We start from the raw sequence: 25,206 nt of genomic DNA, 5'->3' as shown, positions 1-25,206 counted from the left end.
GCGGTGCCGGATCGAGGAATCTCGCCACTCTCGCTCCGGACCAAGAGGAGCAGCCGGGCGGCGCCGCGCGACTATCGTTTGCGCGACGATCGGCAGTCAGTCGCGCCGTCGATGCCGGCCACCAAGGAGCCGATCTCGCGCACGACGTGCGGGCGGACGCCGGCGTCGATCAGCTTGGTGCGGTGCGTGACGGCGGATCATTTCGCATTCAGCCGAGCCGTCGGCGAGGTCGCTCACTTGATGACGCGGCGACCGCACACGGCCATCGGGCCCACTGGCATTGTCGATGCACAAAGAGTTACATCGTCGCAACTTTGGCTCTGCAGCAGCGTTTGAGGCGCCCCCGGTTGGACAGGTTTGGCGCTACGCCGTGCGTTGCGCGGCGTCGTGCCTAGTCTCGTGACTCACGGGCAGCGCCACGACGGGCGCCACGGTGCGGAACGCGGCGCGGATTCGCTCGCGCGCCATGGCCGCGTCGGGGTGCCCGTACAACTCGCGGACCAAGGTTCCGCCGTCCGTGTGCCGTAGTTGTGATGCCACAACGTGATCGGGCAACTCGGCGACGTTCAGCAAGTACCACGCGAAGTAGTGGCGCGTGGCGCTGTAGAGCGCCGTGGCCCCGAGTCCGATGCCACACCGGACGCGATTCCAGTGGTGGCTACGCGTGGACGGCACGTAGTGGTGCCCGCGCAACGTCGTGAACACCCATTCCGATTCGCGCGGCAACGCCAACAGGCGGTCGCGGAGCGGTTCGACCATTGCAATGGTGCCCGCGGACCCGTGCTTGGGCGGCGTGATCTTCTTCGCCTTCACGTTCCACTGGCGTTCGACGCGGATCGTCTCGGCGCCCGGCGTGAAGTCCAAGTCATCCCACGTCAGCGCGTCCAACTCGCCCGGTCGCATCGCGGAGTAGCACGCCGTGAACAGGTATGCGGCAAACGATGGCGGCGTGAGTTCGTCGGCGGCGCCGGTCAGCCGCGCGACTTCGCCCGGCGCGGGCGGCTGGACGTGCTTACGCCCCTTCGAGCGCTTCAAGCCGAGTCCGGCGAACGGGTTGGTCGTGATGAGCGTCCCGGCTTCCGGCCGACGCGCATCGTTGAACATCGTGCACAGGTACTTCACGGTCCCGATGTTGCGTCCGCCTCTCAGCCACTCGGCCACCACCAACGCGTCGATGGCACGCAACGGCCGGTCCGCGTAGGCGTCCGCGAATGCCTTCGTCCGTTCCCGGTTGACCACGTCAGCGGCGCCCGCGTAGTCGCCCCGACAAGACACGCGTGCCTGTTCCTTCGCAAGAAGGGAAGGGCCACCGTGCCCATCACGGAGTTTCCAAGCGGCGGCTTGGGCGCCGGGTTCGCGCCCGACGAATGGTCGCAATTCGTCTTGGACAACCTCAGCGCCGCGTCCGTAATTCTGGCGTCCGGCGCGACCGAAATTCGCACGACCGCGAAGTCCGTCCACGCGCCGAGATTCACGGGCAACGGCACGGTCGGTTGGTACGGCGAATTGGACCCCATCGCCGAAGGCGCACCGCCCGGCGATGAACTCATCCTGACGCCGAGAAAGTGCGCGGCGTTGGTCACGCTTTCCAACGAAGTCGTGGCCGACTCGAACGCCAACACGCTGAACGCGGTCGGCACGAAGATGATGCGTTCGGTGGCGCTGGAAGTTGACCGCGCGCTGTTCGTCGGCACGGGCGCGGCCAACGACCAACCGACCGGCATCTTGACGCTTCCCGGCTTGCCGAAGGTGACGGGCGCCGTGGACTACACGAACATCGTCACGGCCGCCGGCAAGGTCGCGACGGCGGGCGGCGCGCCGAACGCGCTCTACGTCAACCCGGCCGACTACGTGACCTTGCAGTTGGCGACCGACGCCAACGACCGGCCGCTGATCTCGGGCGACCCGACGCAAGGCGCGCCGCCCGTCATCGCGGGCTTGGCCGTCTACCCGACGCCCGCCGTGCCCGCCGCGTCGGCGCTTATCGCGCAAAGCGACCAAGTGATCGTCGCCGTGAGGGAAGACGCAAGCGTTGCTGTCAGCGACCAATGGGCGTTCAACGCGGACGGCACGGGCGTTCGGGTCATCGCTCGCGCCGACGTGGGCGTGGGCGACATGGACGGGCTTTGCATCGTCGCCGCCGTGGCAGCGCGCGAGACGAAGAAGTAGACCGCGAAGGGTCGGGCCACGGACGGCCCGGCCTAGTCGGTTGCCGACTCAGGAAGGTGAGGCATCGTCACGTCTTGGCGCATCACCCATAGAAGCCCGCCCTTCGCCCCGACTACGGCATCGCCACGGCGCGGGAACGGCACGTCTGGATCGTGCTCGCAATAGGCGGCGCGAAAGCGTGCGGCCGATCCCCCTTCGAATCGGTCCATATGCTCGCCCACGCGGTGCAGCGCTGCCAGGATGGCCGACGCTTGGTTGCCCACGTCGTCCGTGCCTGCCAACAGGACTTCGCTGAACAGCGATTCGAACTCGCGGTTCGTTCGATCTAGTTCTTCGTCGGTCGGCGGTGGATCGTCACCCCCGTACCCCTGCAAGCGACTGACCACCGTGAGGAAGCGGGCGTAAAGGTCGCGCCGTTCGCGGCGCGCATGTTCACGGCGGTCTTCGCGTGTGCGCGCGCTGTCGGCGCCGATCTTGGCCACTTCGACGTTCGCCGCCGACGCGATTTGTTCGCGCTGTGTATTACGGCCGAATAGCGCGACGGTCACCGTCGCGGCGTTACCCACCAACGACACGCCCCCGGCGATTAGCGCGCCCCAAATGATCGGCTCCATGGTCCGATGAGGATCGCTTGCGCGCCGGACGCGTTCGGGGCGAAGAGTTGCCCCCGCGACGCCGCAAACGTCCGGGGGCGTGGCCGCGCGGAGCTAACCCGCGCCGCACGGCCACCGTAGACGCCCCGGACGACCACTGAGTCACGACCGGGCGCGTGACTCGCGGCGTGACTCACGACGCCCGAAACGGGCTTCGCGCGGCGACGCGGAATTCGCCGTCGGAAGTGGCGCAAACCGCTTCGGAATGCGCCATCCCGATTCGCTTTGGCCCGACGTGTCCAGTCGTGGCCACAACGGACTTGAAACGCCCCCGGTTGGATTCGAACCAACGACCTGCGGATTAGAAGTTGCCAATATGCAGGTCTTTGCGGCTTCATTGACTCGAGCTAGTGGCTCTGAGGTGTGCTGGATCATCGTCAGTTGTGCTCAGTTCGGGACTCCGCTCGGGACGCCTCGATGCGCGCGATGAGCGTCCGGATCCTTTCGGCGGCTTGATCGACGTCAGGCGGCAGGTCGGCGCCGACCTCACGAGCGGTGCGGGCGTAGGGCTCGCGCCACGCTTCCGGGACCCCGAGCTCCGGCGGCCATTCGTGTGTACCGCGGGCGATGAAGATCGCTCCTGCGGCTTCGCGGACCTGGGCAAGGTCACCCCCGAGCAGTTCTTCGAGCAGCATCAGGTCGATGAGGTCCCAGAACCGCAGATTGTCACGACCGGGCGGCTGCTCGGTCACTGCATGGAGCTTCTGCGCCACCTGGAAGCGAAGCGAGAGGCGGCCGACCTCCGCTGGTCCGTCGAGTCCGAAGTCCCCGATCCCGACCGCAACCGGCACCATCTGGATCTCATCGGCCTCGGGCTTTGCGATCTCCACTTGCAGCGTCTGCCAGTCTCGCCCACCGAAGCTCAACTGAACTTCGAGTCGCCGGCTACCGGTGTTCGATCGAGACGCCGCCCTTGCACTCGATGCCACTGACGACGTGCCGAGCACGCGCGAACCGAGGACGTTGCCCCGGTCGCCACCAGCCAACCGACGTGGTCCTGATGGAGGTGAGTGAGGACGACGACGTCAACGTCACCCGGCCCGACCCCGAGTCCGGCGAGGTCCGCGTCGAGCGTGCCGGCCACGTTCAACCAACGGGCCGCGGCCGTCCCCGGTGGCCCGACGCCGGTGTCGATCAGTACGCATGCGTCGGCGGTGCGGACCAGCACGACGTGCGTGCCGAACCGCCAGCGACCATCGGCGCCGACGGTCGCCGGGAACCGAGACGAGACACCGTCCCAGCCGGCCGCGGGCGTACCGGGAAACGTGTCAGCCAACGCGCGCGGGTGATCCGCGACCGCGTCACAGAGCACATCCACCACGACAGCGCCAAGATCGACACACTTCACGAGGCTCACAGAATCCCGGAATCTACCGACTCGACCTGCCGCGCATTCGAGGCGCAGAGGTCGTTCGCGGCCGCGTGCCTTCCATCGAGGTTCCTGCGCCGCACCTTCGCGGCGCGTCGCGACGCCCCGGTCTGCGAGACCACGCGCTAGCGCTTTGGAGGCAGAAGCAAAGTGGTGTTCTTCGACGGCAGCGGCATGCTCGGCCCTGGTCGCTGAGGCAGCTTGTCCTCGTCGTCGGTCGGGTTGATGGTGGTAGTCGGGAGCAATGAGGGGCGAAACCGCGCTCGAGCGCAACGATCGGCTCGCTGAAGGGCTCGATCACATCCATCCTCCGTCGACGATCCACATTTGTGCGGTGCAGGAGCGGCTGTCGTCCGCCGCCAGCCAGAGGACCATGCGCGCGACGTCGGCCGGGTAGAGCTTCTGCGGTAGCGATTGGTTGCGCTCGATCGTCGCCTCGGCGTCCGGGGTGATCCAGTGCGTGAGCTGGCGCTCGGTCATGATCCACCCGGGGATCACGCAGTTCACGCGGATGCCGTCGGGGCCGAGCTCGCGCGCCAGGGTGCGCGTCAGTCCTTCGATCGCCGACTTGGCGGCGATGTAGACCGGCAGGTCGAGGAGGTCGATGTGGGCGCTGATCGAGCCGAGGTTGATGATCGAGCCGCGGCCGGCCGCTCGCATCATGGGCGCGACCGCCTGGGCGGCGAAGAAGTGGTGGCGCAGGTTGACGTTCAGCCGCTCGTCCCACTCGTCGACGGTCAGCTCGCTCACGGTGTGGCGCTGGTCGTTCGCGGCGTTGTTGACCAGGATCGTGACGGGGCCGAGCTCCTCGGCCGCCTCGGCGATCGCCGTCCGCAACGCCTCGATGTCGCGGACGTCGCAGTGCCGATACGACGGCGGCGGGTGGCCGAGGTCGGCCACGGTCGTGGCGAGCGCTTGGCCGGCGTCGTCCTGCACGTCGACGAACGCGACACGGACGCCCTGCGCCGCGAGCTGGGCGACGAACTCCGCCCCGAGGCCTGTTGCACCGCCGCTGACGAAGGCGACCTGACCGCGCAGGCTCGGGTAGGTGGCGAACTGGCCGCTCACGGTCGCAGCACCGCCCGGCCCACCGCGCCCGAGACGAGGGCGTCGTAGGCCTCGTTGACGGCTGCGAGCGGGTACTCCGCGCCCAGCAGCGTGTCCAGCGGGAGGCGGCCGGCCGTGTACAGCGCCCACAGGCGCGGCAGATCGAGCGGCGGATTGGCCGAACCGTAGAGGCTGCCCACGATGCGCTTCTGCTGCTGCACGAGCTCATTGATCGGCACCTCGAACGTGGCTCCGACGCGTCCGATGCCGAGGGCCACGACGGTGCCACCGGGGCCGACGCAGGCGACGGCCTGCTGGAGCGTCTGCGCGCGGCCGACGGCTTCGATCGCCCAGTCCACGCCGCCGGGCACCGCCTCGAGCACGGCCTCGACGAGGTCCTCGCGGCCGGCGTGCACGACCGCGGTGGCGCCGAGCACGCGGGCGCGCTCGAGCTTGGCCTCGTCGAGGTCGGCGACGATGATCGGCTCGGCGCCTGCCAGCCGGGCGCCCATCACCGCCGAGAGGCCGACGCCGCCGGCGCCGACGATCAGCAGCGGGCGCCCGGCGCACTGGCCCACGACGTTGAGGACGGCGCCGACGCCGGTGATCACCGCGCAGCCTGTGATCGCTGCGATCGACGACGGGATCGCGTCGGGCACCTTGACCACGGACTTCTCCGAGACCACCGCGCGCTCGGCGAAGCACGACACGCCCATCAGGTGATGCACCTCACGCCCGCCGAGGCGCAGCCGGGTCGTCCCGTCATCGGGCAGGCCCCCGGTCGCCGCCTGCACGCGCCCGAGCACGCACATCACGGGCTGCCCCGCCAGGCAGTGGAGGCAGCGCCCGCAGCGCGGGCGCCACAGCAGCGCCACGCGCTCACCCGGCTGGACGCTCTCGACGCCGGGCCCCACGGCCTCCACGACGCCGCAGCCCTCGTGTCCGACGACCACCGGCAGCGGGACGCGCAGGTCGCCCGTCATGTAGTGGTGGTCGCTGTGGCAGACGCCGCCCGCCTCCACCCGGACCAGCAGCTCCCCGGCGCGCGGCGGCTCGAGCTCGAGCTCCTCGAGCGCGAGCGGCGCGCCGGTCTCGTGCAGGACGGCCGCGCGCATCTCAGCTGCGCACGAACTGGTCGCGGAGGGTCTCGCGGACGCCGCAGTGCTCGAACGCGAACGAGTCGGCCAGCGCGCGCAGGTCGTCATCGCCGAGCCCGCGGAAGAGCTCCGCGTACTCGTGCACCAGCGGCTGGGCGAGCGCGAGATTGAGCACGAGCGTGCGCACGAAATCGAAGCGCCCCCAGGGATACGGGTCGTAGTCGGGCGCCTCGCGCTCGACGAGGTCCTGGAACGGCTGCGTGATCTCCGGATTCTCGCGTCCGGTGCTGCCCCACTGGTCCACGCCGAGGCGGATCTTCTTGGCGACGAAGTCGGCGACGAACCGCCCGTACGGCGAGTCCGGCGTGGCGAACGTGAGCCCCTGGCGGCCGAGGTCCTTGTACATCCAGGTCGCGAAGCCGGCGTCGTAACGGCGGTAGCGCTCGAGCTGGTCCTCGAGGATTTGCACGCGCACCTCGTCGGTGGCGGGGTCGCCCGTGTAGATCGGCGCGAACTCGCCCACGTAGATCGGGGTGCCGGTCTCGCGCGCGTACGCCGAACGCTCGAGGAACTTCTGCTCAGCCGCCTCGGGGTCGTAGTGGTCCGCGCGTCCCAGGCCCGCCGGCACGTAGTCGTGCAGGGTGTAAATCGCATTGTCGAGCGGGTCGCCGAAGAAGCCGAACTCGGTCGAGTAGGTGTTGCCGTCGAACAGCAGGATGTGGTCCGGATCGACGGCCCGGATGGCGGCCGATAGACGCTCGTAGAACGGACCGACGACCGCGCGCGACTCGTCGGCCGGTTCGTTCATCAGGTTGTACCCGGCGACCCACGGGTTGCCCTTGTAGCGGTCGGCGATCGCCTCCCACAGGTTCACGACCCGGTCCTGGAAATGACGGTGCTCCCAGAACAGCGCCCGGTGCGTCGGGTTGTCCGAGTGCCAGTGCTGGTTCTGCGAGCCCGGCAACGCATGCAGATCGATGATCGAATACACGCCATGCGCCGCGCCGGCCTCCACCGCCCGGTCGAGGTGGCGGAAACCGTCCTCGATGATCTCGAGCGGACGCAGGTCGGACTCCAGATGCCGATAGTTGACCGGGATCCGGACGCAGTTGAGTCCGAGCTCGGCCAGGAACGCCGCGTCGGCATCGCCGTAGAAGGCCGTCAACAGCCGGTCGAAGAACAGCTCGTAGCTGTCGTCGCCGAGGACCTTCCGGACCTCGCCGCGCATCATCGACTCGTTCCCGGAGTAGCCGGTGATGAAGTTCTCCATGTTCAGCCAGCCGCCGATGTTCGTGCCCTTCAGGCGCACGGACGCTCCGCTCTCGTCGACGATCGCAGCTCCCTGGACTCGCAGCAGATCAGCCATCGACGCACCCTAGTGCACCAATGCCTTTTAGATGGACGGCCGACAAATCGGCCGAGCCCGCGGCCGGTGGCCCACATCTCACCCGCCGCAGGTGGACCAGTTTCACCCGGCGCCGACAGAAGCGCCGCACGCCTCATGGAGATGCCACGCCGACGTCACGGGAAAGCTCCAGCTGCTCATCTGAGGCTTGCTGGTTCGATTCGGTTGGTCGGTGACGTCCGACGCCGAGGAGATGGTCCTGACCGGCGGCGAGCTGACTCTCTTTGAGGCTGTCGGCCGGTTGGCCTGACCTTCTTCAGTTGTGTCGCTCGTCGCCGGTCGGGATGTCCGGCGTGACTCAAAAGGGGTGAGGCGCTCGGGGACAAGACGATTGCCGTCGGTGCCCGCGGGTTCGATCAGGTGCTGCAGTGGGCGCGTGGTCTCGATCGCGAGCGGGTGTGGGCGCTGGAGGACGCCGGCACGTCTCGGGCCCGTTCGAGCGGTTTCTGATCGCGCGCGGTGAGCGCGTGATCCGGGTCTCGACGCGGCTGATGGCGAACTCGCGGCGCTCGAGCCGCGAGCGCGGAAAGTCCGACCGCGTCGACGCGCTGGCCAACGCGCGCGCGGCGTTGGCCGAGGGCCTGGAGGCGTTGCCGACGGCTGCGCTTGCCGGCCCCGAGCTCGACATTCGGCTGCTGGTCGACCACTGCGACGGCTCGTCCGCCAGCGCGTCGGGCTCAATAACACGCTGCAGTGGCATCTGCACGACCTGTGGCCCGAACTCAGGCTGCCGGGCAGTTCGCTGTTCTACGGCAACTGGGGTTCGCGCATCGCCCGGCGACTGGCGCGCGCCGAGCAGACGATGCGTGTGCGGATCGCCCGCGACGAGCTCCGCCGCATCCGCGAGCTCTCGCAAACCATCAAGACGCTCGAGGCCGGGATCGCCAAGCTCGTCGGCCAGGTCGCGCCGCAACTGCTCACCGAGCCCGGGTTCGGGCCGCTGACCGCCGCCAGGCCCGTCGGTGAGATCGCCAGCGACGCCAAACTCGGCCGCGCCGCCGGCCTGGCGCCGATCCCCGTCAGCTCAGGCCGAACCGACCGCCACCGTCTCGATCGCGGCGGCAACCGCCAGATCAACGCCGCCATCCACCGCATCGCTGTCACCCGCGCCCGCTGCCACCCCGAGACGATCGAGTTCATCGCGCGCAAGAAGGCCGAAGGCAAGACGCCCCACCCAGCAGTCTCTTGACAAAGGAGCAGCAAACGGAGCAGCGATGCTGGCGCCGCAAAGTGTCGAGTTTCGACGATTCCGCTACTGCGGCCGGCCAGGGGTCGCTGGTGCATCGCATGTCCCAGGCCGCGGACGCCGGGTGATCCGTGACAACTCCGGAGTCCCCGCGCGGTCGATTGCGGATGACCGCGCCGGCTCCTCAGTGGAGCATCGTGAGGACCGCAGAGAAAGGATCGCGATGCGCCATCATCTCATCGTCGCTGGCGTGGTTGCGCTGCTGGCCGTGGGCTCACCGTCCGTCGCCGACGCCGCTCCCCCGCCTAACGACTCGCCGGCGGGTGCCACTGCGATCCCCGCGCTGCCGGCCATCGTGCCCGGGCGCACCACCGAGGCGACCCTCGATCTCGACGAGCCCGCGCCGCTGACGAGCAACGGCTCCGGCCTGGATCGCTCGGTCTGGTTCTCCTATCTTCCCGACGCGAACCGAAACGTGCTTGCGGACACGTGCGACGCGAATTTCGACAACCACCTCGATGTCTACGTCGGCCCGATCGGGGCGCTCACGCCGCTGCCCACGACGAGCGACGACTACTCCGGGTGCCTCGGCGAGCGGCGGACATTCGCCGTGACGGCCGGGGAGCGCGTGCTGCTGCGGGTCAGCGCGGATCGCCCGCCTACGCGAGTCCCCGACGGGGGCACGTTCCACCTGTCGCTCGTCTCGCAGGAGCCGGCGGCGAACGACGCGTTCACGCGCGCCGCGGTCCTGCCGGGCCCCGGGAGCTACGCCGCGCCGCTCGCCTTCTCGACGATCGAGTTCGGAGAGCCGAGCCTCGGCCCTGACACCGGCTCGGTCTGGTACCGGCTCAACCCGGCGCGCAGTGAGCCGTACACGGTGCAACTCGCCAACAACCCGTTCAACGCGATGGTCACCGTCTTTGAGGCCCGCAGCGCCTCGATCAACGCGTTGCGGCGGTTGGCGCTCGGGTCGACGGTGTCCTTCAACGCGCTCACGGGCCACACGTACTACCTGCGGGTGAGTACTTCCGTCGCCGTCGCGGGCGATGTGCGGCTCGAAGTGACGACGAACTCTGCAAGTGGTCTCGGCCTGCTGATCACACTCCCGCGCAACACACTCGCCAGCGTCCGGCGCGGCGGGTTCCGGGCGGTCCTGTCATGCGCGCGGACGTGCACGCTCGGTGTCGACCTGAGCATCTCGGCCCGTCAGGCGCGCCGCCTGAAGCTGCTCCCAGCCGACAGCACCCAGCGCCGTGCACTGCGGGTCGGGCACGTCGGAGGCGTCCTCCAGAGCGGCCGCGCGACGACGGTGGCGGTCCCGATCGGCTCGCGCCGCGTCCGCTCAGCGCTGGCGCACACGCGCCGTGTCCGCGTCACGCTCAGGGTCTCGGTGCGCGGGACGAGCTCCGCGGTGCGCCGCTCGGTGACGATCACCCGCTGACCGATCACTCACATCTCGGCGTCGATCGCAACCTGGCAAGTGTGCTCTTTCTCGACGGAGGCGGGCATTTCGCTAGCCAGCGAGTATCACCGCGCGTACGGTCCTCGCCTATGGCGCTCTATGAGATCAGGGTCCACTTCGAGACCGAAGACGCCCAACGAGTCGAACAGCTCACCGACGAGGTCGAGCGGCTGATATGTCCACATCCGCCGCACGCCGACCATCGCTGCCCGAACCGGTGGAACATCATGACCATCGAGCTCGATGAGGAGGACGCCGCCGAGCTGGAGGGCGTGCTCAACGACCGCTGATCGGCCCTCTCGCGCAGAGTCTCTTTCCTCGACGGTTCCGTATCCCTCGCGGGTCTGAGAATCCGCGGAAGCGGCTCGTTCGAAGCCGTCGATTTCGAGGAGTCTCGCCTCGTCGGAGGCGTAATTTGGTTCGACGCGGCATAGACGCGGGACCGTTCAACCTCGTTAGCGCCGCAGCGAGTGTTGGCGATCGCACCTGGATGAGAGCGGCGCCTGCTGGGATCGAGGCCACCGTAGTGTCGGAGACCTTGCGGTTCGCGCGGTTGTCCGGGTAGCGAGCGGGGCGTATCGTGATCGCGAAGGCACAAGTGGTCGAACGCGCCGTCGCGGCGTTGATGTGCTGGCCTGGCGCGGTGCGGTCCCTCGGTTGAAGGAGCCACCATGAAGGTCAAGTCGGTCGTTGTCCTCGGCGCGCTTGCGCTCAGCGGGGCAACACTCGTCGCGGCCCCGGCCGCGTCGCCCGCTCGGAGTGTCGGTGCGGGCCGAGGCGCCAAGGCGAGTGCGTGGATGCGCACTGGGCTTGCTCCACAGCAGCGGGCTGCGCTGCTCGTCGCGCAGATGACGCTGGATGAGAAGATCGCGATGGTGCACGGGGCGGGCTATCCGCTGCCGTTGAACGCCGCCGGCTTCGCCGGGGTCGTGCCGGCCAACACCCGGCTCGGCATCCCCGCGCTCTATCTGGCGGACTCCCCGGTCGGGGTGGGCAACGGCTCGACCGGGGTCACCCAGTGGGCCGACACGTCGGCCCTCGCTTCGACGTGGGACACCGGGCTGGCCTCCGCGTATGGCAGCGCCTACGGCGCCGAGCAGGCGGGAAAGGGCCACAACATCGCGCTGATGCCCACAGTGAACATCCTGCGGCTGCCGCTGTGGGGCCGCGCCCCGGAGACCTTCAGCGAGGACCCGTACCTGACCGGGAGCCAGGCGGCGGCTGAGATCGAGGGCGCGCAAAGCCAGCACGTGATCGCCACGGTCAAGCATTTCGTGGCCAACAACCAGGAGGTGCTGCGCAGCCACATCAACGTGGTGGCCGGCCAGCGCGCGTTGCACGAGATCTACGATCCCGCCTTCAAGATGGCCGTCCAGGACGCCGGCGTCGGTGCGGTCATGTGTTCCTATAACCGGATCAACGGCACCTACGCCTGCGAGAACGGGCAGGAGCTGACCGACGCGCTGCGAGATGCGTGGGGGTTCGACGGCCTCGTGATGTCGGACTGGGGAGCGGTGCACAGCACCGTGAAGTCCGCGCGAGCCGGGCTCGACCTCGAGATGCCCGGGGTGAGCAGCGAGACCAACCCCAACTTCATCGACCAGATCTGGCCGTCGTTCTTCGCCAGCAAGCTCAAGACCGCCGTGCTCAACGGTTCGGTGTCACAGGCGACGCTGGACGGGATGGTCACGCACATCCTGACCGCGATGTTCCGGATCGGGTTGTTCGACCACCCGCTGCCCAACCCGGCGACGGTCAAGGACGCGGTGGTGAGCACGCCGGCGCACCTCGCCCTCTCGACCAAGATCGCGGCCGACGGGACCGTCCTGCTCAAGAACGCAAACTCGTTGCTGCCGCTGAGCACGCGCTCGGTGCGGTCGATCGCCGTCATCGGCGACGCCGCCAGCGAGAACCCGCAGACCGCCGCCGGCGGGTCGGCGGCCGTGCTGCCGTTGCAGACGATCGTCACCCCGCTGGCCGGCATCACCGCCCGCGCCGGCGGCGGCGTCCAGGTCACCCACGCCCGGGGCACCCTCGGTGTGGCCGGCCCGCTGCCCGCCGTCCCGGCGAGCGCCTTCGACAGCGGCCTGGCGGTGACCTACTACGCGAGCAGCGACCTGTCCGGCCCGCCGCTCGCCACCGGCACGGTGCCGAACCTGGACTACACCGGCGTCCCGGCCGCCGTCGCCGGGCAGGCGGTCTGGTCGGGCCGCTACAGCGGCACGCTCACGGCGCCCGCGACCGGCGATTACCGGTTCTCGCTGTCCGGCGGCGGGTTCGTCAGCGTGTGGATCGACGGCACGCCGGTGGTCAACTACGCGCCGTTCCATGAGCCCGTTGCGAACGGGTTGATCCATCTGGGCGCGGGCGCACATTCGATCCGGGTCGAGATCACGCCGTTCCAGGGCACCCTGGTCACGGTCGACGCGTTCGCGATCACCCCCGGGCTGCACCTCGGCTGGCAGCCGCAGGAGGATCTGATGATCGCGCAGGCCGCGACCGCGGCGCACGCCGCCGACGTGGCCGTTGTCGTGGTGTCCGCGCCGGCCAGCGAGGGCATGGACCGCAGCACGCTCGCCCTGCCCGCCGACCAGGACAAGCTGATCTCCGCGGTGGCCGGCGCCAACCCGCGCACGGTGGTGGTGCTCAACACCTCCAGCGCGGTCACGATGCCCTGGCTCAACCAGGTCGGCGCCGTCGTGGAGGCCTGGTACCCCGGTCAGACCTCGGGCACCGCGCTGGCCCAGGTGCTGTTCGGGGACGTCAACCCGTCCGGCAAGCTGCCGGTGACCTTCCCGACGAGCGACAGCCAACGGCCGGCCCTCCCCACCGTCGAGTACCCCGGGGACGGCGACGACGTCTACTACGCCGAGGGCATCCTCATCGGCTACCGCTGGTACGACGCGATGGCACAGCAGCCGCTGTTCCCCTTCGGCTACGGGCTGTCCTACACCACGTTCCGGTTCAGCCACCTCAACGTGAACGAGCACAAGGACCAACTCAAGGCGACGGTGACCGTGACCAACACTGGTCAGCGGGCGGGCGCCGAGGTCGTCCAGCTCTATGTGCAATCCCCGGCCTCCGCGAAGGAGCCGCCGCGCCAGCTCAAGGCCTACACCAAGGTCAGCCTCGCGGCCGGCGAGAGCCGGAAGGTCAACCTCGACGTAGGCCTCGAATCGCTGGCCGCCTGGGACAACCCCGATAGCGGCTTTGTGCTGCACGACGGCACCTACCGCATCTACGTCGGCAACTCCTCCCGCTCCCTGCCCGCCAGCGATGACGTCCGCATCCACTGACCAACCCCGATCAACCGTGCAGGCCCGGCGCCGGACCCCCGGCGCCGAGCCTCGCCACGATCATCCAGCCCGCGTCCAGTCCCGGGGTAGAACCCCACCGCGGCGAACGCGAACGATCGGTACAGCGATCGCGCCAGCGGGCAGCGCGGCAGATGTATCGGTTCTCGACGGTTTCGTTCCTCCCAACGCCACCGGCGGCTTGAAGGTGCCGCCGCCGTTGAGGAGGTGACGCACTCGGCCCCATTCAGGACAGCGATCGCGACACCGCGACCTCGGGGCAGTGCGCCGGCGCGCCGTACCCGTCCTCGAAGAGCCAGCGAATGGCCACCAGGCACCGCCATGACCGCCACACGCCGATCAGGTGCAGCTCGCCGTGCGTGAACACCGGCGTCCAAGACCGGAGCGCGGCCTCGGCGAAGCGGCGGTTGCGCTTGACCACATCGACGCAACGACCTCGTGGGCGAGCAGACTTGCAGCCTGACCTCGGTCGTCGCTCATAGGCGCGATCGATCCCGCGGCCAAAGGCATTTGACGTGAGTTCGGTTCATGGGCATAGTCAAGACGATGAGGTCGAGGGGGTCGAGGTCGTCGTGGACGACATCAACGCTTCGGCGGCGCGGGAGTCAGCCGCCTCTCTGCCGGATGCGCTCGCGGTCACGCCGACAACGCCGATCCCACCGCTGTCAGCACTTGGCGGTCTTTTGCCCGCTGGACGGCCGCCGCCCGCGTTCCTGCGGAAAACCCATCAATGGTCTGTGACAGACCACAGGAGACCCGATGCATCAAGTGCTGTTCGCCATCTACCGCAAGCCAGAGCTCACGTTCAACGAGTTCCTGACGCACTATCGCGACGTCCACGTCCCGATGGCCCGCGAGCTCCCGAAGCTGCGGCAGTACGACATCTTCCCGGTCCAGCCGGGACCCGACGCCGACGACCGAACGCCGGACGCATTCACCTTGATGACGTTCGACTCCGTTGAGGACTTCGAGACATTCCTCGGCAGCGCGCAGATGGTTGCCATCGCCGAAGACAACGACAAATTCATCGGGCGCTTCGAGATGTACACCGTCGACCACATCGCGGTCATCACCAGTTGAAACTGCGTCGACGGTGCGCCATGCGCGGCCGTCCTGCGCGCGGGTGCGGTCGAGACGGCAATAGACCCCCATACGCACGACGTCGAGGAACTCGGTGCCCCTGGGAGCGCGGTAGGTGCCCGCGTGTACCGTGACTGCGGCGACCGATCACTCGGCGCTCGCGCAAGACCCCGGCGAGCCAACGGTGCCCGGAAGCGCACCCGCGGTTCGTGCTGCACTTCACGCCGACCTCGAGCTCGTGGCTGAACCCCGTCGAGCGCCGGTTTGCCGAGCGGACGACCAAGCCGCTGCAGCGCGGTGCGCACCGCTCGACCGCCGCCACGAAATCGCGACCTCCGCGCCTTACTCGTAGTAGCCGCGCGGCATCGCTTCGAGCATGTCGAAGATCTGCAGATTCTCTCACTGTGAGTCGTGTTCGATTCCACCCGCGGTCAGGACGTCGAGAAACGTCGCCAGATCCTTTCGAGTGGTGATGCGGTCGGCGAGATCCTCGTGGGCTGGCTTCATCGTGATCTGAAGCCAGCCGAGCGGACCACGGTCCTGCTCGATGGCCGCCAGCTATGGGTATTCCGGCGCCCCGGCTCGCGGACGTCGAGGTGACCTTTGAGCTCGTCCGGACCGCACGTTGAGCGATGCGCTCGGCCTACGTAGTGGACCGCCGATTCGCCGATGCTTGACGCGTTTCGCGCGACTTGTGCAGACAAGGTCGCAGCCCCGCCGTCGTTCACCAGTTGGTGAAGGCGCCGTCGGCCCGCCGCAGCTGGGGCGCGCTGTAGCGCGCGGCGTCGGCGGTGCGCGCGGCGTCGCGGTCGAGCTCGACTCCCAGCCCGGGGTGGTCGCTCGGCACGAGTGCGCCCTCGCTCACGACCGGCGCGCCGTCGAAGAACGGTGACGCGGCGTCGGGCGGGAACGCGAGCTCGCAGATCCCGAAGTTCGTGCATGCGAGGTTGAACTCGCGCGCGGCGGCGGTCGCCACCGTGCCGAATGGGTTGTGCGTCGCCACCAGCACGTGGTGTGCCTCGCACCAGCCCGCGAGTTTGTGAACGTCGGTGAAGCCGCCCGCGATGCAGAGGTCGGCGCGACAGTAGTCGATCAGGTCGCGGTCCAACAAGGCGCGAAACTCCCACTTGGAGCCGTACTGCTCCCCCGCGGCCAGCGGCACGCCGGTCCGGGCGCGTAAGGCAGCGTAGGCCTCCGGCCCTTCGGAGCGCAGCGGGTCCTCGACGAAGAACGGCCGCAGCGGCTCGAGCTCGCGGCAGAGCATCGCCGCGTCGGGCGGGTCGAGCCGTGTGTGGACGTCGAGCAGCAGCTCGACGTCGTCGCCGAACGCCTCGCGCATCGCCGCGAACTGCGCTACCGCGCCGCGCGCCGCGCGCCGCGGCTCCAGCCGGTGGCCGGCGCCCTCCGGGACGACGACACGCAGGTGGCGGAACCCCTCCGCCAGCCGCGCCCGGCCGCTCTCCAAGACCGCCTCCGTGTCGCCGGTCTCCGGCCCGACGTGCGCGTAACACGCAACGCGCTCGCGCACCGCCCCACCCAGCAGCGCGTGCACGGGGACGCCGAGCGCCCGTCCTTTGATGTCCCAGAGAGCAATGTCTACCGCCGCGATCGCCGCTCCAACAATCCGGTCGCCGGGAAAGAACCCGGCACGAAACATGACCTGCCACAGGTGCTCCGTCCGCATCGGGTCCTCGCCCACCAGCAACGGCTTGAGATCCTCCACCGCGCCGATCACCGCCCGCGCCCGGGCACGGATGCCCGCCTCGCCGATCCCGGTCACCCCCTCGTCCGTGTCGACCACGACGAGCAGGGCGCTGCCGCCCACGTCGGGCACCAAGAAGGTCAAGACGTCGGTGATCCGCATGTCCACCGTGTACCACGACCGGCGCCGCGGCGCAGCAGCGAACCTCCCTCCCGCGGGTCAGCGGCCCCGGTTGGCTGAAATCATCGTCACGAGCAGATGAGCTGCCGTCCAGAGCACGGTGAAGCCATTAGGACACGAGGAACGTCATTGCCGCGAGGCGACTGGCGGCTGCCGGCGAGGCGGCGAGGTCGGTCATGACCACGAGTCCGAGGGTGAAGCCGCCGCCCAGGCCGAGTCCGAGGATGACGGTCGCGGGCCATGCGAGCTGCGGAGTCGCGACAAGCAAGAGTGCGCCGGTGACGGTGCAGAGACCGGCCGCCAGCAGCCACCCGATGTACGCGTACGCGAGCGCCGACTGCGCGCTCATGAAGCCCGCGAGCAACCACGCGGGTTTGGACTTCCATGGCAGGCGTCCACGGGCCACTGCACGCTCGTCGAGCCGGCGCACACGGGTGATCGGTATCCATACGAGCGCCGCAAGCGCCGCGGGGATCGCCCACATCGCGAGCGAGCCTTGCCAACTACCGACGGCGTCGCGAATGGGCACGGCCGGCACGGGTGACACCGCCGCGCCGAGCATCATCGGGACGCTGTAAGCAGCGGTCGCCGCCGCAGGCCGCTGGGAGAAGCGGTCCTTGACGATGGCAGGCAGGATCACACCCGCGGTGGCGAGCCCGATCCCCGCGAGGGCCGTGCCCTCAAAAAGCAGGCCGGGCACCCCGCGGAAAAGCGTGCCGACGACGATCAGTCCGAGCGCTGCCAGCAGGGTCCGCTCGCGCCCGAAGGCGACGACGAAGACCGCGCCGAGAACCAGCACGGATCGCCGACGCGTCGCCGCGACCGGGCCTGCGATCGCGGCCACGCGCCCCACCCTCAGCGTGTGACGGATGCGGACAGGTGCTTCCAGTCGCGCGTCCGACGTCCCATCTCCTCGCGCATGAACTTGGACGATTCGTACGCCCGTTCCTCCCACGCGAACACACACGCCGTCATGATTCCGTTGAACTCGAGCCGCTCGAGCGTGCCGAAGAAGAGGTCCCAGTCGACCTCGCCCTGGCCGATGTCGAGATGCTGGTGCACGCGCGCGGTCGAGCCAGGCGGATTGACGATGTAGCGCAGGCCGCTTGACGCGCGGTGGTCGAACGAGTCGGCGACGTGCAGGTGGGTGAGCAGGTCGCCGGCGTACTCCATGATCCCCGCGAGGTCACCGCCCATGTGGAACGTGTGCGGCGCGCAATACAGGAAGGTCACGTTCGGATGGTTGATGCCGCGGACCATGTCCACGGCCTCGCGACCGTCCTCAATGAAGTCGTCCGGATGTGGCTCGAGTCGCAGTTGGATGTTCTCGCGCTCGAAGATCGGCAGCAGCTCCTCCATGGAGCGCCAGAACTGCCCCTCGCTCGCCGGCGCGTTCTCGGGTCGTCCGTTGAACTCGGTGTTCATCGTGTCCACGCCGAGCTCGACCGTGATCTCGATCGCCCGCTTCCAGTAGCGGACGGCGTTCTGGCGCTCCTCCTCGTCCGGGCCGGCCCAGTGGTAGAGCGGCAGCACGGTCGCCACCTCCACGCCCGCGTCGTCCAAGGCTCGCCGGAACTCGGAGATCCGCTTGGCGTCGGTCCGGGGATGCAGGAAGAACGGGGTGAAATCCGGACGCGGAGAGAGCTCGATGTACTCGTAGCCGAGCTCGGCAACCAGCGCGGGCAGCTCCAGTAGCGGCACGTGCCGGAACATGTAGGGGTCGAGGGCGATCTTCATCGTCGGCTCCTCAGCTCGCGGTCGGGAAGTGCAGGGTGGTCTTGTCCGGCGTCTGGTCGGGCCAGCGCGTCGTGACGGCCTTCGCGCGCGTGTAGAACTTCACGCCCTCGGGCCCGTGGATGTGGTGGTCGCCGAACAGCGAGTCCTTCCAGCCGCCGAAGGAGTAGAAGGCCATCGGGACCGGGATCGGGACGTTGACGCCGATCATGCCGACGTGCACGCGGCGCTGGAACTCGCGTGCGGCCTGCCCCGAGCCGGTGAAGATCGCGGTGCCGTTGGCGTACTTGTTGGCGTTGATCAACTCGATCGCGGCGTCGAGCGTCGGGACGCGCACGACGGCCAGCACGGGCCCGAAGATCTCCTCCGTGTAGGCAGGCATGTCCGGGGTGACGTTGTCGAGCAGGGTTGGGCCGACCCAGAAGCCGTCGCCGTCGATCTGCAGCTCACGCCCGTCGACGACTGTGTCGGCCTCGGTGGTGGCGATGAAGTCGACGATGCGGTCCCGCGATGCCGCGGTGATCACCGGACCCATCTCAGACGCGGGATCCAGACCGGGCCCGACCTTGACCTCGAGCGCCTTCTGGCGCAGGCGCTCGACCAGCTCATCGCCCGCGTCGCCGACCGCGACCGCGACCGAGATAGCCATGCAGCGCTGCCCCGCGGACCCGTAGCCGGCCGCGGTGAGGTGATTGGTGGCGAAGTCGAGGTCGGCGTCGGGCATCACGACGGCGTGGTTCTTCGCTCCGCCGAGCGCCTGGACCCGCTTACCTGCGGCGGTCGCGCGCTCGTAGATGTACTTGGCAATCGGCGTGGAGCCGACGAACGAGATCGCCGCCACGTCGGGGTGATCGAGCAGCGCGTCGACGGCGACCTTGTCGCCGTGCACGACGTTGAACACGCCGGCCGGCAGACCGGCCTCGGCGTACAGCTCGGCGATGCGGTTGCTCACTGAGGGATCGCGCTCGGACGGCTTGAGCACGAACGTGTTGCCGGTCGCGATCGCGATCGGGTGCATCCACATCGGGACCATGATCGGGAAGTTGAACGGCGTGATCCCCGCGCACACGCCCAGCGGTTGCCGGAAGGAGTGCGCGTCGACGCCGCCGGAGACCTGGTCGGAGAACTCGCCCTTGGTGAGCTGCGCGATGCCGCACGCGAACTCCACGACCTCCATGCCACGCACGACCTCGCCCTTGGCGTCGTCGAAGGTCTTGCCGTGTTCGGTCGAGATGATCCGCGCGAGCTCGTCGGTGTGCGCGGCGACCAGTTCGCGGAACTTGAACATCACGCGCGCGCGGCGCGTGACCGAGACGTCGCCCCACCGCGCGAACGCCGCCTTTGCGGCCTGCACGGCGGCGTCGACGTCGGCCGCCTCCGCGAGCCAGACGCGGCGCTGCTCGTGGCCCGTGGCGGGATCGAAGATCGGCGCGCTGCGAGCGGCGGCGCCGGCGGTCGGCGCACCGGCGATCTGGTGGTTGAGCGTTTCGAGTGCGACGGTGCTCACGATGTCCTCACGGTGTCAGGGGTTCTCAGGTAGAGGCGCTGCGTCGCCTTGTGGGCGTCGTAGGTCTGGCGGGCACGCCGCGTTGATTCGAGCTCCGCCACCTCGCAGACCGGCACGTCCCACCAGGAGTCGGAGTCCGGCGCGAAGACGAGCGGATCGGTCTCGACGTGGATGACGGTCGTCGCGGTCGACGCGCGCGCCTCGGTCAGTGCCAACTCGAACTCGTCGATGGTCCGCGCGTAGAGCACGCGGACGCCCATCGCGGCGGCAGCGGCGCCGAGGTCGACCGGAAGCACATCGTCGGTGCCGCGGTAGCGGTACTTGGTGCCGAAGCGTTGCGAGCCGAGCTCGTCCGAGAGCGCGCCGATCGATGCGAAGCCGTGGTTCTGGACAAGGACGATGTTGAGCTTGATGTCCTCTTGGACGGCGGTGACGATCTCCTGGCTCATCATCAGGAACGACCCGTCGCCGACCATCGCGAACACCTCGCGGTCGGGGGCGGCCATCTTGACGCCGAGTGCCCCGGCGATCTCGTAGCCCATGCACGAGTAGCCGTATTCGACGTGGTAGCCCTTCGGGTCCCGCGTGCGCCACAGCTTGTGCAGATCGCCCGGCATGCTTCCCGCGGCGCACACCACGACGTCACGGGGCTCGCTGATCCGGTTGACCGCGCCGATCACCTCGCTCTGGGCGGGCAGCGGCGTGTGGCCGAGCGTATAGGCGCGTTCGACCACCGCGTCCCAGTCGTTCGCCGGCGTTTCGAAGCTCACGCCCTCCAGCGCCTGGGTCAGCGCCTCGAGTCCGTGGCGCGCGTCCGCCACCAGCGGCAGGCTCGCGTGCTTGAACGCGTCGACCGGAGCGACGTTGAGACTGATGAACCGCACGTCTGGGTGCTGGAAGATGGTTCGCGAGGCGGTGGTGAAGTCGCTCCAGCGCGTCCCCACGCCGAGTACCACGTCGGCTTCGCGGGCGGCGGCGTTGGCCGCGGTCGTGCCGGTCGACCCGATGGCGCCCAGGGCCTGCGGATGGTCGTAGGGCAGCGAGCCTTTGCCGGCCTGGGATTCCGCGACGCCGATGCCAGTCGCCTCGACCACCTCGCGCAGTGCGTCCGTGGCCTCGGCATAGATGGTCCCTCCGCCGGCCACGATCAGTGGCTTCGACGCGCCTCTGAGCAGCTCCGCGGCCTCGGCAAGCGCCCCGCGCTCCGGAAGCGGTCGCCGGACCCGCCACACGCGCTTCGCAAAGAACTCCTCGGGCCAGTCAAATGCCTCGGCCTGGACGTCCTGCGGAAGCGCGAGTGTCACCGCGCCGGTCTCCACGGGATCCGTGAGCACCCGCATCGCCGCGAGCGCGCCGGGGATCAACTGTTCCGGACGATTTATGCGATCGAAGAACCGCGACACGGGACGGAAGACGTCGTTGACCGACACATCCAACGATGTGGGGTCCTCGAGCTCCTGCAGCAACGGGCTCGCGGCACGCGTCGCGAACTGGTCGGCGGGCAGCAACAGAACGGGAAGGCGGTTGATCGTCGCCAGCGCCGCGCCGGTGACCATGTTCGTCGCGCCCGGGCCGATCGAGGAGGCGCAGGCCAGCGTCTGCAGCCGGTTGCGCATGCGCGCGTAGCCGACCGCGGCGTGGACCATCCCCTGCTCGTTGCGCGCGAGGTAGTACGGCAGATCGATGTCACCGAGCTCGGCCTCGAGCAGCGCCTGCCCCACGCCGGCGACGTTGCCGTGGCCGAAGATGCCGAAGCACCCCGGAATCAGGCGCTGCTCGACGCCATCGCGCTCGCTGTATTGGACGCTGAGGAACCGGATCAGCGCCTGGGCGACGGTCAGTCGCATGCGTGTCTCCTCGCCGAGGTCATCGGGACCCGCGGGTCGATGGCCTGGTCGGCCCAGGAGTCGCGAATCCAGGCGTGGTCGGGGTCGTCGACGAAGTCCCATGCGCGCACGGGACCCGCCATCACGTTCAGGTAGTAGAGGTCGTAGCCGGGAGCCGCCATCGACGGCCCGTGGTAGCCGTAGGGCATGTCGATCGTGTCGCCGGTACGGACCTCCTGGAGCAGATCCATCCGCCCGTAGACCCGCTGGTAGGCGAACCCGCCACCGCTGACCTCGAAGTAGTAGATCTCCTCGAGGTCATCGTGCTTGTGCGGCGGATATGACGACCAGTTGCCGTTCGGCGTCAGCACCTCGACGGCGATCAGGGCGTCGGCATCGAAGGACTCCACCGAACAGAAGTTGTTGACCTGCCGCGACGCGTTGCCCGCGCCGCGGACCTCGACGGGCACGTCCTCGGCCGCCATGTAGCGCGGCTCCAGGCGTCGCTCCGCCTTTGCCGCGGGCAGCGCGAAGCGTCCGTGGCCGCTCAGCTCGACCTGCGCGTCGCGAGGCGCATAGACGAAGTCGCTCACGGCGGCGAACACGCTCTCGCGGCCCTCCAGCACGAACTGCTCACCGTCGATGGTCACGCTGCACGAGCCGCTGAGCGGTAGGACGATCAGCTCGTCCTCGCCGGTGGTGAAGCGCTCGGTGCCGTCGAGCTCGATGACCCGTAGGCGGGTGTAGTTCATGCCATCACCAGCCCAGTCGCGATGTCGACGGCCGCGGCGACATCGTCGTTCTCCGGGTAGAGCAGTGAGCGGCCGATCATCAGGCCGCGGACCGTCGGCAATGCGAGCGCGCGGTCCCACGCCTCATAGTTCGCGGGCCCGCCGCCGCCGAGGATCAGACAGGGCAACGTGGTGACCGCGAGGACACGGTCCAACTCTTCGACGATCGGGACCTTCAACCACGTGTACGCAGACGTGTTGCCGAGTCCCGATGCGATCGTCGTCGCCTTCATCGCGCCCTCGGGGGTGGTGTCGCTCCAGAACGGCTCGACGATCGCGATCAGCTCTCGCGCGGCGAGCTCGGACACCGCGTGCGCGCACGCCGCGAGCGTCGGCGCGGTGCGCTCGTCCTCGAGGTCGATACGGAGCAGCATCTTGCCGCCCTCGAAGCCCGAACGGTCGATGCTCTCCGCGTCGTAGGCGGTGAAGCGATCGTCGAGCGTCCAGGTCGCGCCCGCGAGACCGCCACGATTCATCGAGCCGAACACGACCTTGCCGTCGAGGGCGCCGAGCAGCAACAGGTCCTCGAGGACATCGGGCGTGCCGAGCACACCGTTGACCCCTGGCCGCGAAAGCGCGAGCACGAGTCGATCGAGGAGGTCGCGCCGCTCGCCCCCGAGCAGCATCCCGCGCGCGGGATGGTCGGCGGCGATCACCATCAGCCGCTCGGGCAGTTCGGCCGGCCGCACGCGAGATGCCGCCGCCTCGGAGATGGCCCTCGGGCGCCGCGCGCGGATCTCGGTCAGGTCAAGCATGGGCGAGCATCCCTTCGACCTCGTCCTCGGTTGGCATCGCGTCCGCGCAGGCAAGCCGCGAGGCCACCAGCGCGCCGGCGGCGTTGCAGAACCGCATCGCCCGCTCCAGTGGCCAGTCACCGAGCAGCGCATGACACAGCGCGCCGCCGAACGCGTCGCCGGCGCCGAGCCCGTTGACGACGTCGACAGGGACCGGCGGCACCTCGACGACCTCATCGCCACGTCGTGCCAGCACGCCGAGCGGGCCCCGCTTGACGATCGTGAACTCGACTTCGGCCTCGCCTGCGGTCTCCCACTCGTCGAGGTTGCCCACGGCGACATCGACGTACGGGAGCGCCTGCTGCACCCAATGGCGCGCCTCGGCGCGCGAGGACCAGAACATCGGCCGGTAGTCGAGGTCGAGGACGGTCGTGCCGCCGTCACGCGCCTGCAGCGCAGCCAGCGTCGCGCTGCGTGACGGCTCCTGCGAGAGGCCGGTGACCGTGACCCAGAAGACCTTCGCCGCCCGGATCGCGGCATAGTCGAGCTCCTCGGGCCGGATCTCGAGGTCCGGCGCCTTTGGCTGGCGGTAGAAGTACAACGGGAAGTCGTCGGGCGGGAAGATCTCGCAGAACGTGACCGGAGTCGGCAGCCCATCGACCGGCGTAACCCAGCGGTCATCCACGCCGAAGCCTTGGAGCGCGTCGTGCAGGAACTCGCCGAACGGGTCACGACCCGTTCGGGTGATGGTCGCCACCGTGCGGCCGTAACGCGCTGCCGCCACGGCGACGTTGGTGGAGCTGCCGCCCAGGTACTTGCCGAACGAGGACACCTCGCGCAGCGAGAAGCCGATCTGCAACGGATAGACGTCCACGCCGATCCGGCCCATCGTCACCACGTCGAACATCGCTCCGCTCCTGTCAGCCCGCTCTAGGACGTGACCGCGGTCGTCTGCGCGGCCTCGATCAGGTTGCGGGCCGCGAATTCGAGCCCTTCGATCTGGCCGAACGACGCGTCCTCGTGCTCGATGTTCACGGCGGAGACCGAGGTGTGCTGCTCCAGCGCGGTCAGGAACGCGGTCCAGAACGCCACGTCGTGACCGCGGCCGACGGCGACGAAGGACCAGCCGGGGACGGCCGGCCAGCGAGTGACCGTGTAGTGGCCGCCGAGGCCAACCGGGTTCTCCTCCGCGGGGATCCACTCGAAGCGGTCGTCCAGGACTCCGTTGATCGCAGCTGTCTCATGGATGAGCGTGTCCTTGGCGGCCGCGAAGAACACCAGCTCGCCGAGGTCCTCGATCGCCGCGATCGGGTCGATGTGCTGCCAGAAAAGGTGGCTGGGATCCATCTCGGCGCCGACGCGGTTGATGCCACTCGCGGGCGTGGTCAGCTCGACGAGGCGCTTCATCGTGGCCGGGTTGAACACCAGGTTGTGCGGATGCATCTCGATGGCGACGTCGACGTCGCTCTCGGCGGCGAGGATCTGGATCTCCTTCCAGAACGGCACTGCCACCTCGTCCCACTGGTAGTCGAGCGTCTCCTTGTAGACGCTGTCCCAGGGGATCACCGTCCACGACGGCCGGGTGCCGCCCGCCTCGGCCGCCGGGAGCCCGGACATCGTGATGACGGTCTTGATCCCGAGCAGGCCGGCGAGCCTGATCGTTCGCTTGAGGTCGTCGCCGTGGTGCACCTCGGGGTCGGGGTGCAGCGGGTTGCCGTTGCAGTTGAGCGCCGTGAGCTCGATCCCGTACTCGGCGAACGTCGCCAGGTACGCCTCCCGAGCCTCGGCGCTCGCGAGGAGCTCGTCGACCGGGATGTGCGGCGTACCGATGAAGCCGCCGGCGTTGATCTCGGCGCTGTTGAGCCCGAGGTCGCGGAGGATCGCCAGCACCTCCCCCAGGGGCTTGTCGTGCAGGCAGGCGGTGTAGGCACCGAGTTTCATGACGAGGTT

General features: G+C 68.9%; 24 protein-coding genes and 1 pseudogene. 8 read left to right on the top strand and 17 right to left on the bottom strand.

Annotated features, from left to right (window positions below; translation table 11 throughout):
* Positions 1 to 363: 363 nt before the first annotated feature.
* Positions 364 to 1,239, bottom strand: a complete 876-nt coding sequence (locus tag G569_RS0126240; RefSeq protein ID WP_037499248.1) for a tyrosine-type recombinase/integrase — start codon at positions 1,237 to 1,239, stop codon at positions 364 to 366.
* A gap of 72 nt (positions 1,240 to 1,311) precedes the next feature.
* Between G569_RS0126240 and G569_RS64050 the strand changes: the two genes are divergently transcribed.
* Positions 1,312 to 2,169: a phage major capsid protein gene (locus tag G569_RS64050; RefSeq protein ID WP_169542242.1), complete on the top strand. Its 858-nt coding sequence runs from the start codon at positions 1,312 to 1,314 to the stop codon at positions 2,167 to 2,169.
* Between the two features lie 32 nt (positions 2,170 to 2,201).
* On the opposite strand, the gene G569_RS0126230 is transcribed toward G569_RS64050, so the two are convergent.
* The 6 genes from G569_RS0126230 to G569_RS0126205 form a co-directional block, all read right to left on the bottom strand.
* The gene (locus tag G569_RS0126230) at positions 2,202 to 2,783 is read right to left on the bottom strand and encodes a hypothetical protein (protein WP_028065640.1); all 582 of its coding nucleotides are present in this window, start codon (positions 2,781 to 2,783) and stop codon (positions 2,202 to 2,204) included.
* Between the two features lie 416 nt (positions 2,784 to 3,199).
* The gene (locus G569_RS58930; protein WP_028065639.1) at positions 3,200 to 3,688 is read right to left on the bottom strand and encodes a nucleotidyl transferase AbiEii/AbiGii toxin family protein; all 489 of its coding nucleotides are present in this window, start codon (positions 3,686 to 3,688) and stop codon (positions 3,200 to 3,202) included.
* On the bottom strand, positions 3,685 to 4,179 hold the full coding sequence (locus G569_RS63010) for an MBL fold metallo-hydrolase (RefSeq protein WP_211233079.1): 495 nt from the start codon (positions 4,177 to 4,179) through the stop codon (positions 3,685 to 3,687). The genes G569_RS58930 and G569_RS63010 overlap by 4 nt, the downstream gene beginning before the upstream one ends.
* A gap of 309 nt (positions 4,180 to 4,488) precedes the next feature.
* Complete coding sequence (locus G569_RS0126215) at positions 4,489 to 5,259, bottom strand: SDR family NAD(P)-dependent oxidoreductase (RefSeq protein ID WP_028065637.1); 771 nt, start codon at positions 5,257 to 5,259, stop codon at positions 4,489 to 4,491.
* Entirely contained in the window at positions 5,256 to 6,353 is a 1,098-nt protein-coding gene (locus G569_RS0126210) for a zinc-binding dehydrogenase (protein ID WP_028065636.1), read from the bottom strand. The genes G569_RS0126215 and G569_RS0126210 overlap by 4 nt, the downstream gene beginning before the upstream one ends.
* A gap of 1 nt (position 6,354) precedes the next feature.
* Positions 6,355 to 7,701 carry a glycoside hydrolase family 5 protein gene (locus tag G569_RS0126205; protein WP_037499244.1) on the bottom strand — a complete coding sequence of 449 codons (1,347 nt, stop codon included), beginning with the start codon at positions 7,699 to 7,701 and terminating at the stop codon, positions 6,355 to 6,357.
* 841 nt (positions 7,702 to 8,542) lie between these two features.
* On the opposite strand from G569_RS0126205, the gene G569_RS58925 reads away from it, so the two are divergent.
* The 4 genes from G569_RS58925 (at position 8,543) to G569_RS51650 (ending at position 13,684) form a co-directional block, all read left to right on the top strand.
* Positions 8,543 to 8,929 carry an IS110 family transposase gene (locus tag G569_RS58925; protein WP_053226998.1) on the top strand — a complete coding sequence of 129 codons (387 nt, stop codon included), beginning with the start codon at positions 8,543 to 8,545 and terminating at the stop codon, positions 8,927 to 8,929.
* 220 nt (positions 8,930 to 9,149) lie between these two features.
* Complete coding sequence (locus G569_RS0126190; protein WP_028065634.1) at positions 9,150 to 10,367, top strand: hypothetical protein; 1,218 nt, start codon at positions 9,150 to 9,152, stop codon at positions 10,365 to 10,367.
* A gap of 110 nt (positions 10,368 to 10,477) precedes the next feature.
* The gene (locus G569_RS0126185) at positions 10,478 to 10,678 is read left to right on the top strand and encodes a hypothetical protein (protein ID WP_028065633.1); all 201 of its coding nucleotides are present in this window, start codon (positions 10,478 to 10,480) and stop codon (positions 10,676 to 10,678) included.
* Positions 10,679 to 11,185: 507 nt separating this feature from the next.
* Positions 11,186 to 13,684 carry a glycoside hydrolase family 3 C-terminal domain-containing protein gene (locus G569_RS51650; protein WP_169542241.1) on the top strand — a complete coding sequence of 833 codons (2,499 nt, stop codon included), beginning with the start codon at positions 11,186 to 11,188 and terminating at the stop codon, positions 13,682 to 13,684.
* Positions 13,685 to 13,928: 244 nt separating this feature from the next.
* Here G569_RS51650 and G569_RS0126175 read toward each other — a convergent pair whose 3' ends face one another.
* Positions 13,929 to 14,123 (bottom strand): hypothetical protein, encoded by a 195-nt coding sequence (locus G569_RS0126175; protein ID WP_028065632.1) that lies wholly within the window; start codon positions 14,121 to 14,123, stop codon positions 13,929 to 13,931.
* 338 nt (positions 14,124 to 14,461) lie between these two features.
* On the opposite strand from G569_RS0126175, the gene G569_RS0126170 reads away from it, so the two are divergent.
* The 3 genes and pseudogenes from G569_RS0126170 to G569_RS63000 all read left to right on the top strand — a co-directional run bounded on the left by G569_RS0126170 (position 14,462) and on the right by G569_RS63000 (position 15,382).
* Complete coding sequence (locus G569_RS0126170; protein WP_037499241.1) at positions 14,462 to 14,782, top strand: EthD family reductase; 321 nt, start codon at positions 14,462 to 14,464, stop codon at positions 14,780 to 14,782.
* Between the two features lie 191 nt (positions 14,783 to 14,973).
* Positions 14,974 to 15,093: pseudogene (locus tag G569_RS63005) on the top strand (IS630 family transposase); the annotation flags it as partial.
* Positions 15,094 to 15,193: 100 nt separating this feature from the next.
* Positions 15,194 to 15,382 carry a hypothetical protein gene (locus tag G569_RS63000; RefSeq protein WP_028065630.1) on the top strand — a complete coding sequence of 63 codons (189 nt, stop codon included), beginning with the start codon at positions 15,194 to 15,196 and terminating at the stop codon, positions 15,380 to 15,382.
* A gap of 124 nt (positions 15,383 to 15,506) precedes the next feature.
* Here the strand turns inward: G569_RS63000 and G569_RS0126160 are convergent, their stop codons facing one another.
* The 9 genes from G569_RS0126160 to G569_RS0126120 form a co-directional block, all read right to left on the bottom strand.
* On the bottom strand, positions 15,507 to 16,646 hold the full coding sequence (locus tag G569_RS0126160) for a mandelate racemase/muconate lactonizing enzyme family protein (RefSeq protein WP_028065629.1): 1,140 nt from the start codon (positions 16,644 to 16,646) through the stop codon (positions 15,507 to 15,509).
* Positions 16,647 to 16,773: 127 nt separating this feature from the next.
* A complete protein-coding gene (locus G569_RS0126155; protein WP_157592317.1) occupies positions 16,774 to 17,508 on the bottom strand; it encodes an MFS transporter in 735 nt (244 codons plus the stop codon).
* Between the two features lie 11 nt (positions 17,509 to 17,519).
* Complete coding sequence (locus tag G569_RS0126150) at positions 17,520 to 18,401, bottom strand: sugar phosphate isomerase/epimerase family protein (protein ID WP_028065627.1); 882 nt, start codon at positions 18,399 to 18,401, stop codon at positions 17,520 to 17,522.
* 10 nt (positions 18,402 to 18,411) lie between these two features.
* Positions 18,412 to 19,905, bottom strand: coding sequence for a CoA-acylating methylmalonate-semialdehyde dehydrogenase (locus tag G569_RS0126145; RefSeq protein WP_037499236.1), 1,494 nt, complete (start codon positions 19,903 to 19,905; stop codon positions 18,412 to 18,414).
* Positions 19,902 to 21,752 carry a 3D-(3,5/4)-trihydroxycyclohexane-1,2-dione acylhydrolase (decyclizing) gene (gene iolD / locus G569_RS51645; RefSeq protein ID WP_037499233.1) on the bottom strand — a complete coding sequence of 617 codons (1,851 nt, stop codon included), beginning with the start codon at positions 21,750 to 21,752 and terminating at the stop codon, positions 19,902 to 19,904. Before iolD ends, G569_RS0126145 begins: the two co-directional genes overlap by 4 nt.
* On the bottom strand, positions 21,743 to 22,483 hold the full coding sequence (gene iolB, locus G569_RS51640; RefSeq protein WP_053226995.1) for a 5-deoxy-glucuronate isomerase: 741 nt from the start codon (positions 22,481 to 22,483) through the stop codon (positions 21,743 to 21,745). Before iolB ends, iolD begins: the two co-directional genes overlap by 10 nt.
* Complete coding sequence (locus tag G569_RS0126130; protein WP_028065625.1) at positions 22,480 to 23,277, bottom strand: Cgl0159 family (beta/alpha)8-fold protein; 798 nt, start codon at positions 23,275 to 23,277, stop codon at positions 22,480 to 22,482. The genes iolB and G569_RS0126130 overlap by 4 nt, the downstream gene beginning before the upstream one ends.
* Positions 23,270 to 24,163, bottom strand: coding sequence for a 5-dehydro-2-deoxygluconokinase (gene iolC / locus G569_RS0126125; protein WP_028065624.1), 894 nt, complete (start codon positions 24,161 to 24,163; stop codon positions 23,270 to 23,272). Before iolC ends, G569_RS0126130 begins: the two co-directional genes overlap by 8 nt.
* Before the next feature lie 23 nt (positions 24,164 to 24,186).
* Positions 24,187 to 25,197 carry a sugar phosphate isomerase/epimerase family protein gene (locus G569_RS0126120; protein ID WP_028065623.1) on the bottom strand — a complete coding sequence of 337 codons (1,011 nt, stop codon included), beginning with the start codon at positions 25,195 to 25,197 and terminating at the stop codon, positions 24,187 to 24,189.
* Positions 25,198 to 25,206: the final 9 nt, after the last annotated feature.

The sequence above is a fragment of the Solirubrobacter soli DSM 22325 genome, from assembly GCF_000423665.1.
Classification (GTDB): Bacteria; Actinomycetota; Thermoleophilia; order Solirubrobacterales; family Solirubrobacteraceae; genus Solirubrobacter; species Solirubrobacter soli.
This window is presented reverse-complemented; position numbering and strand designations above follow the sequence as displayed.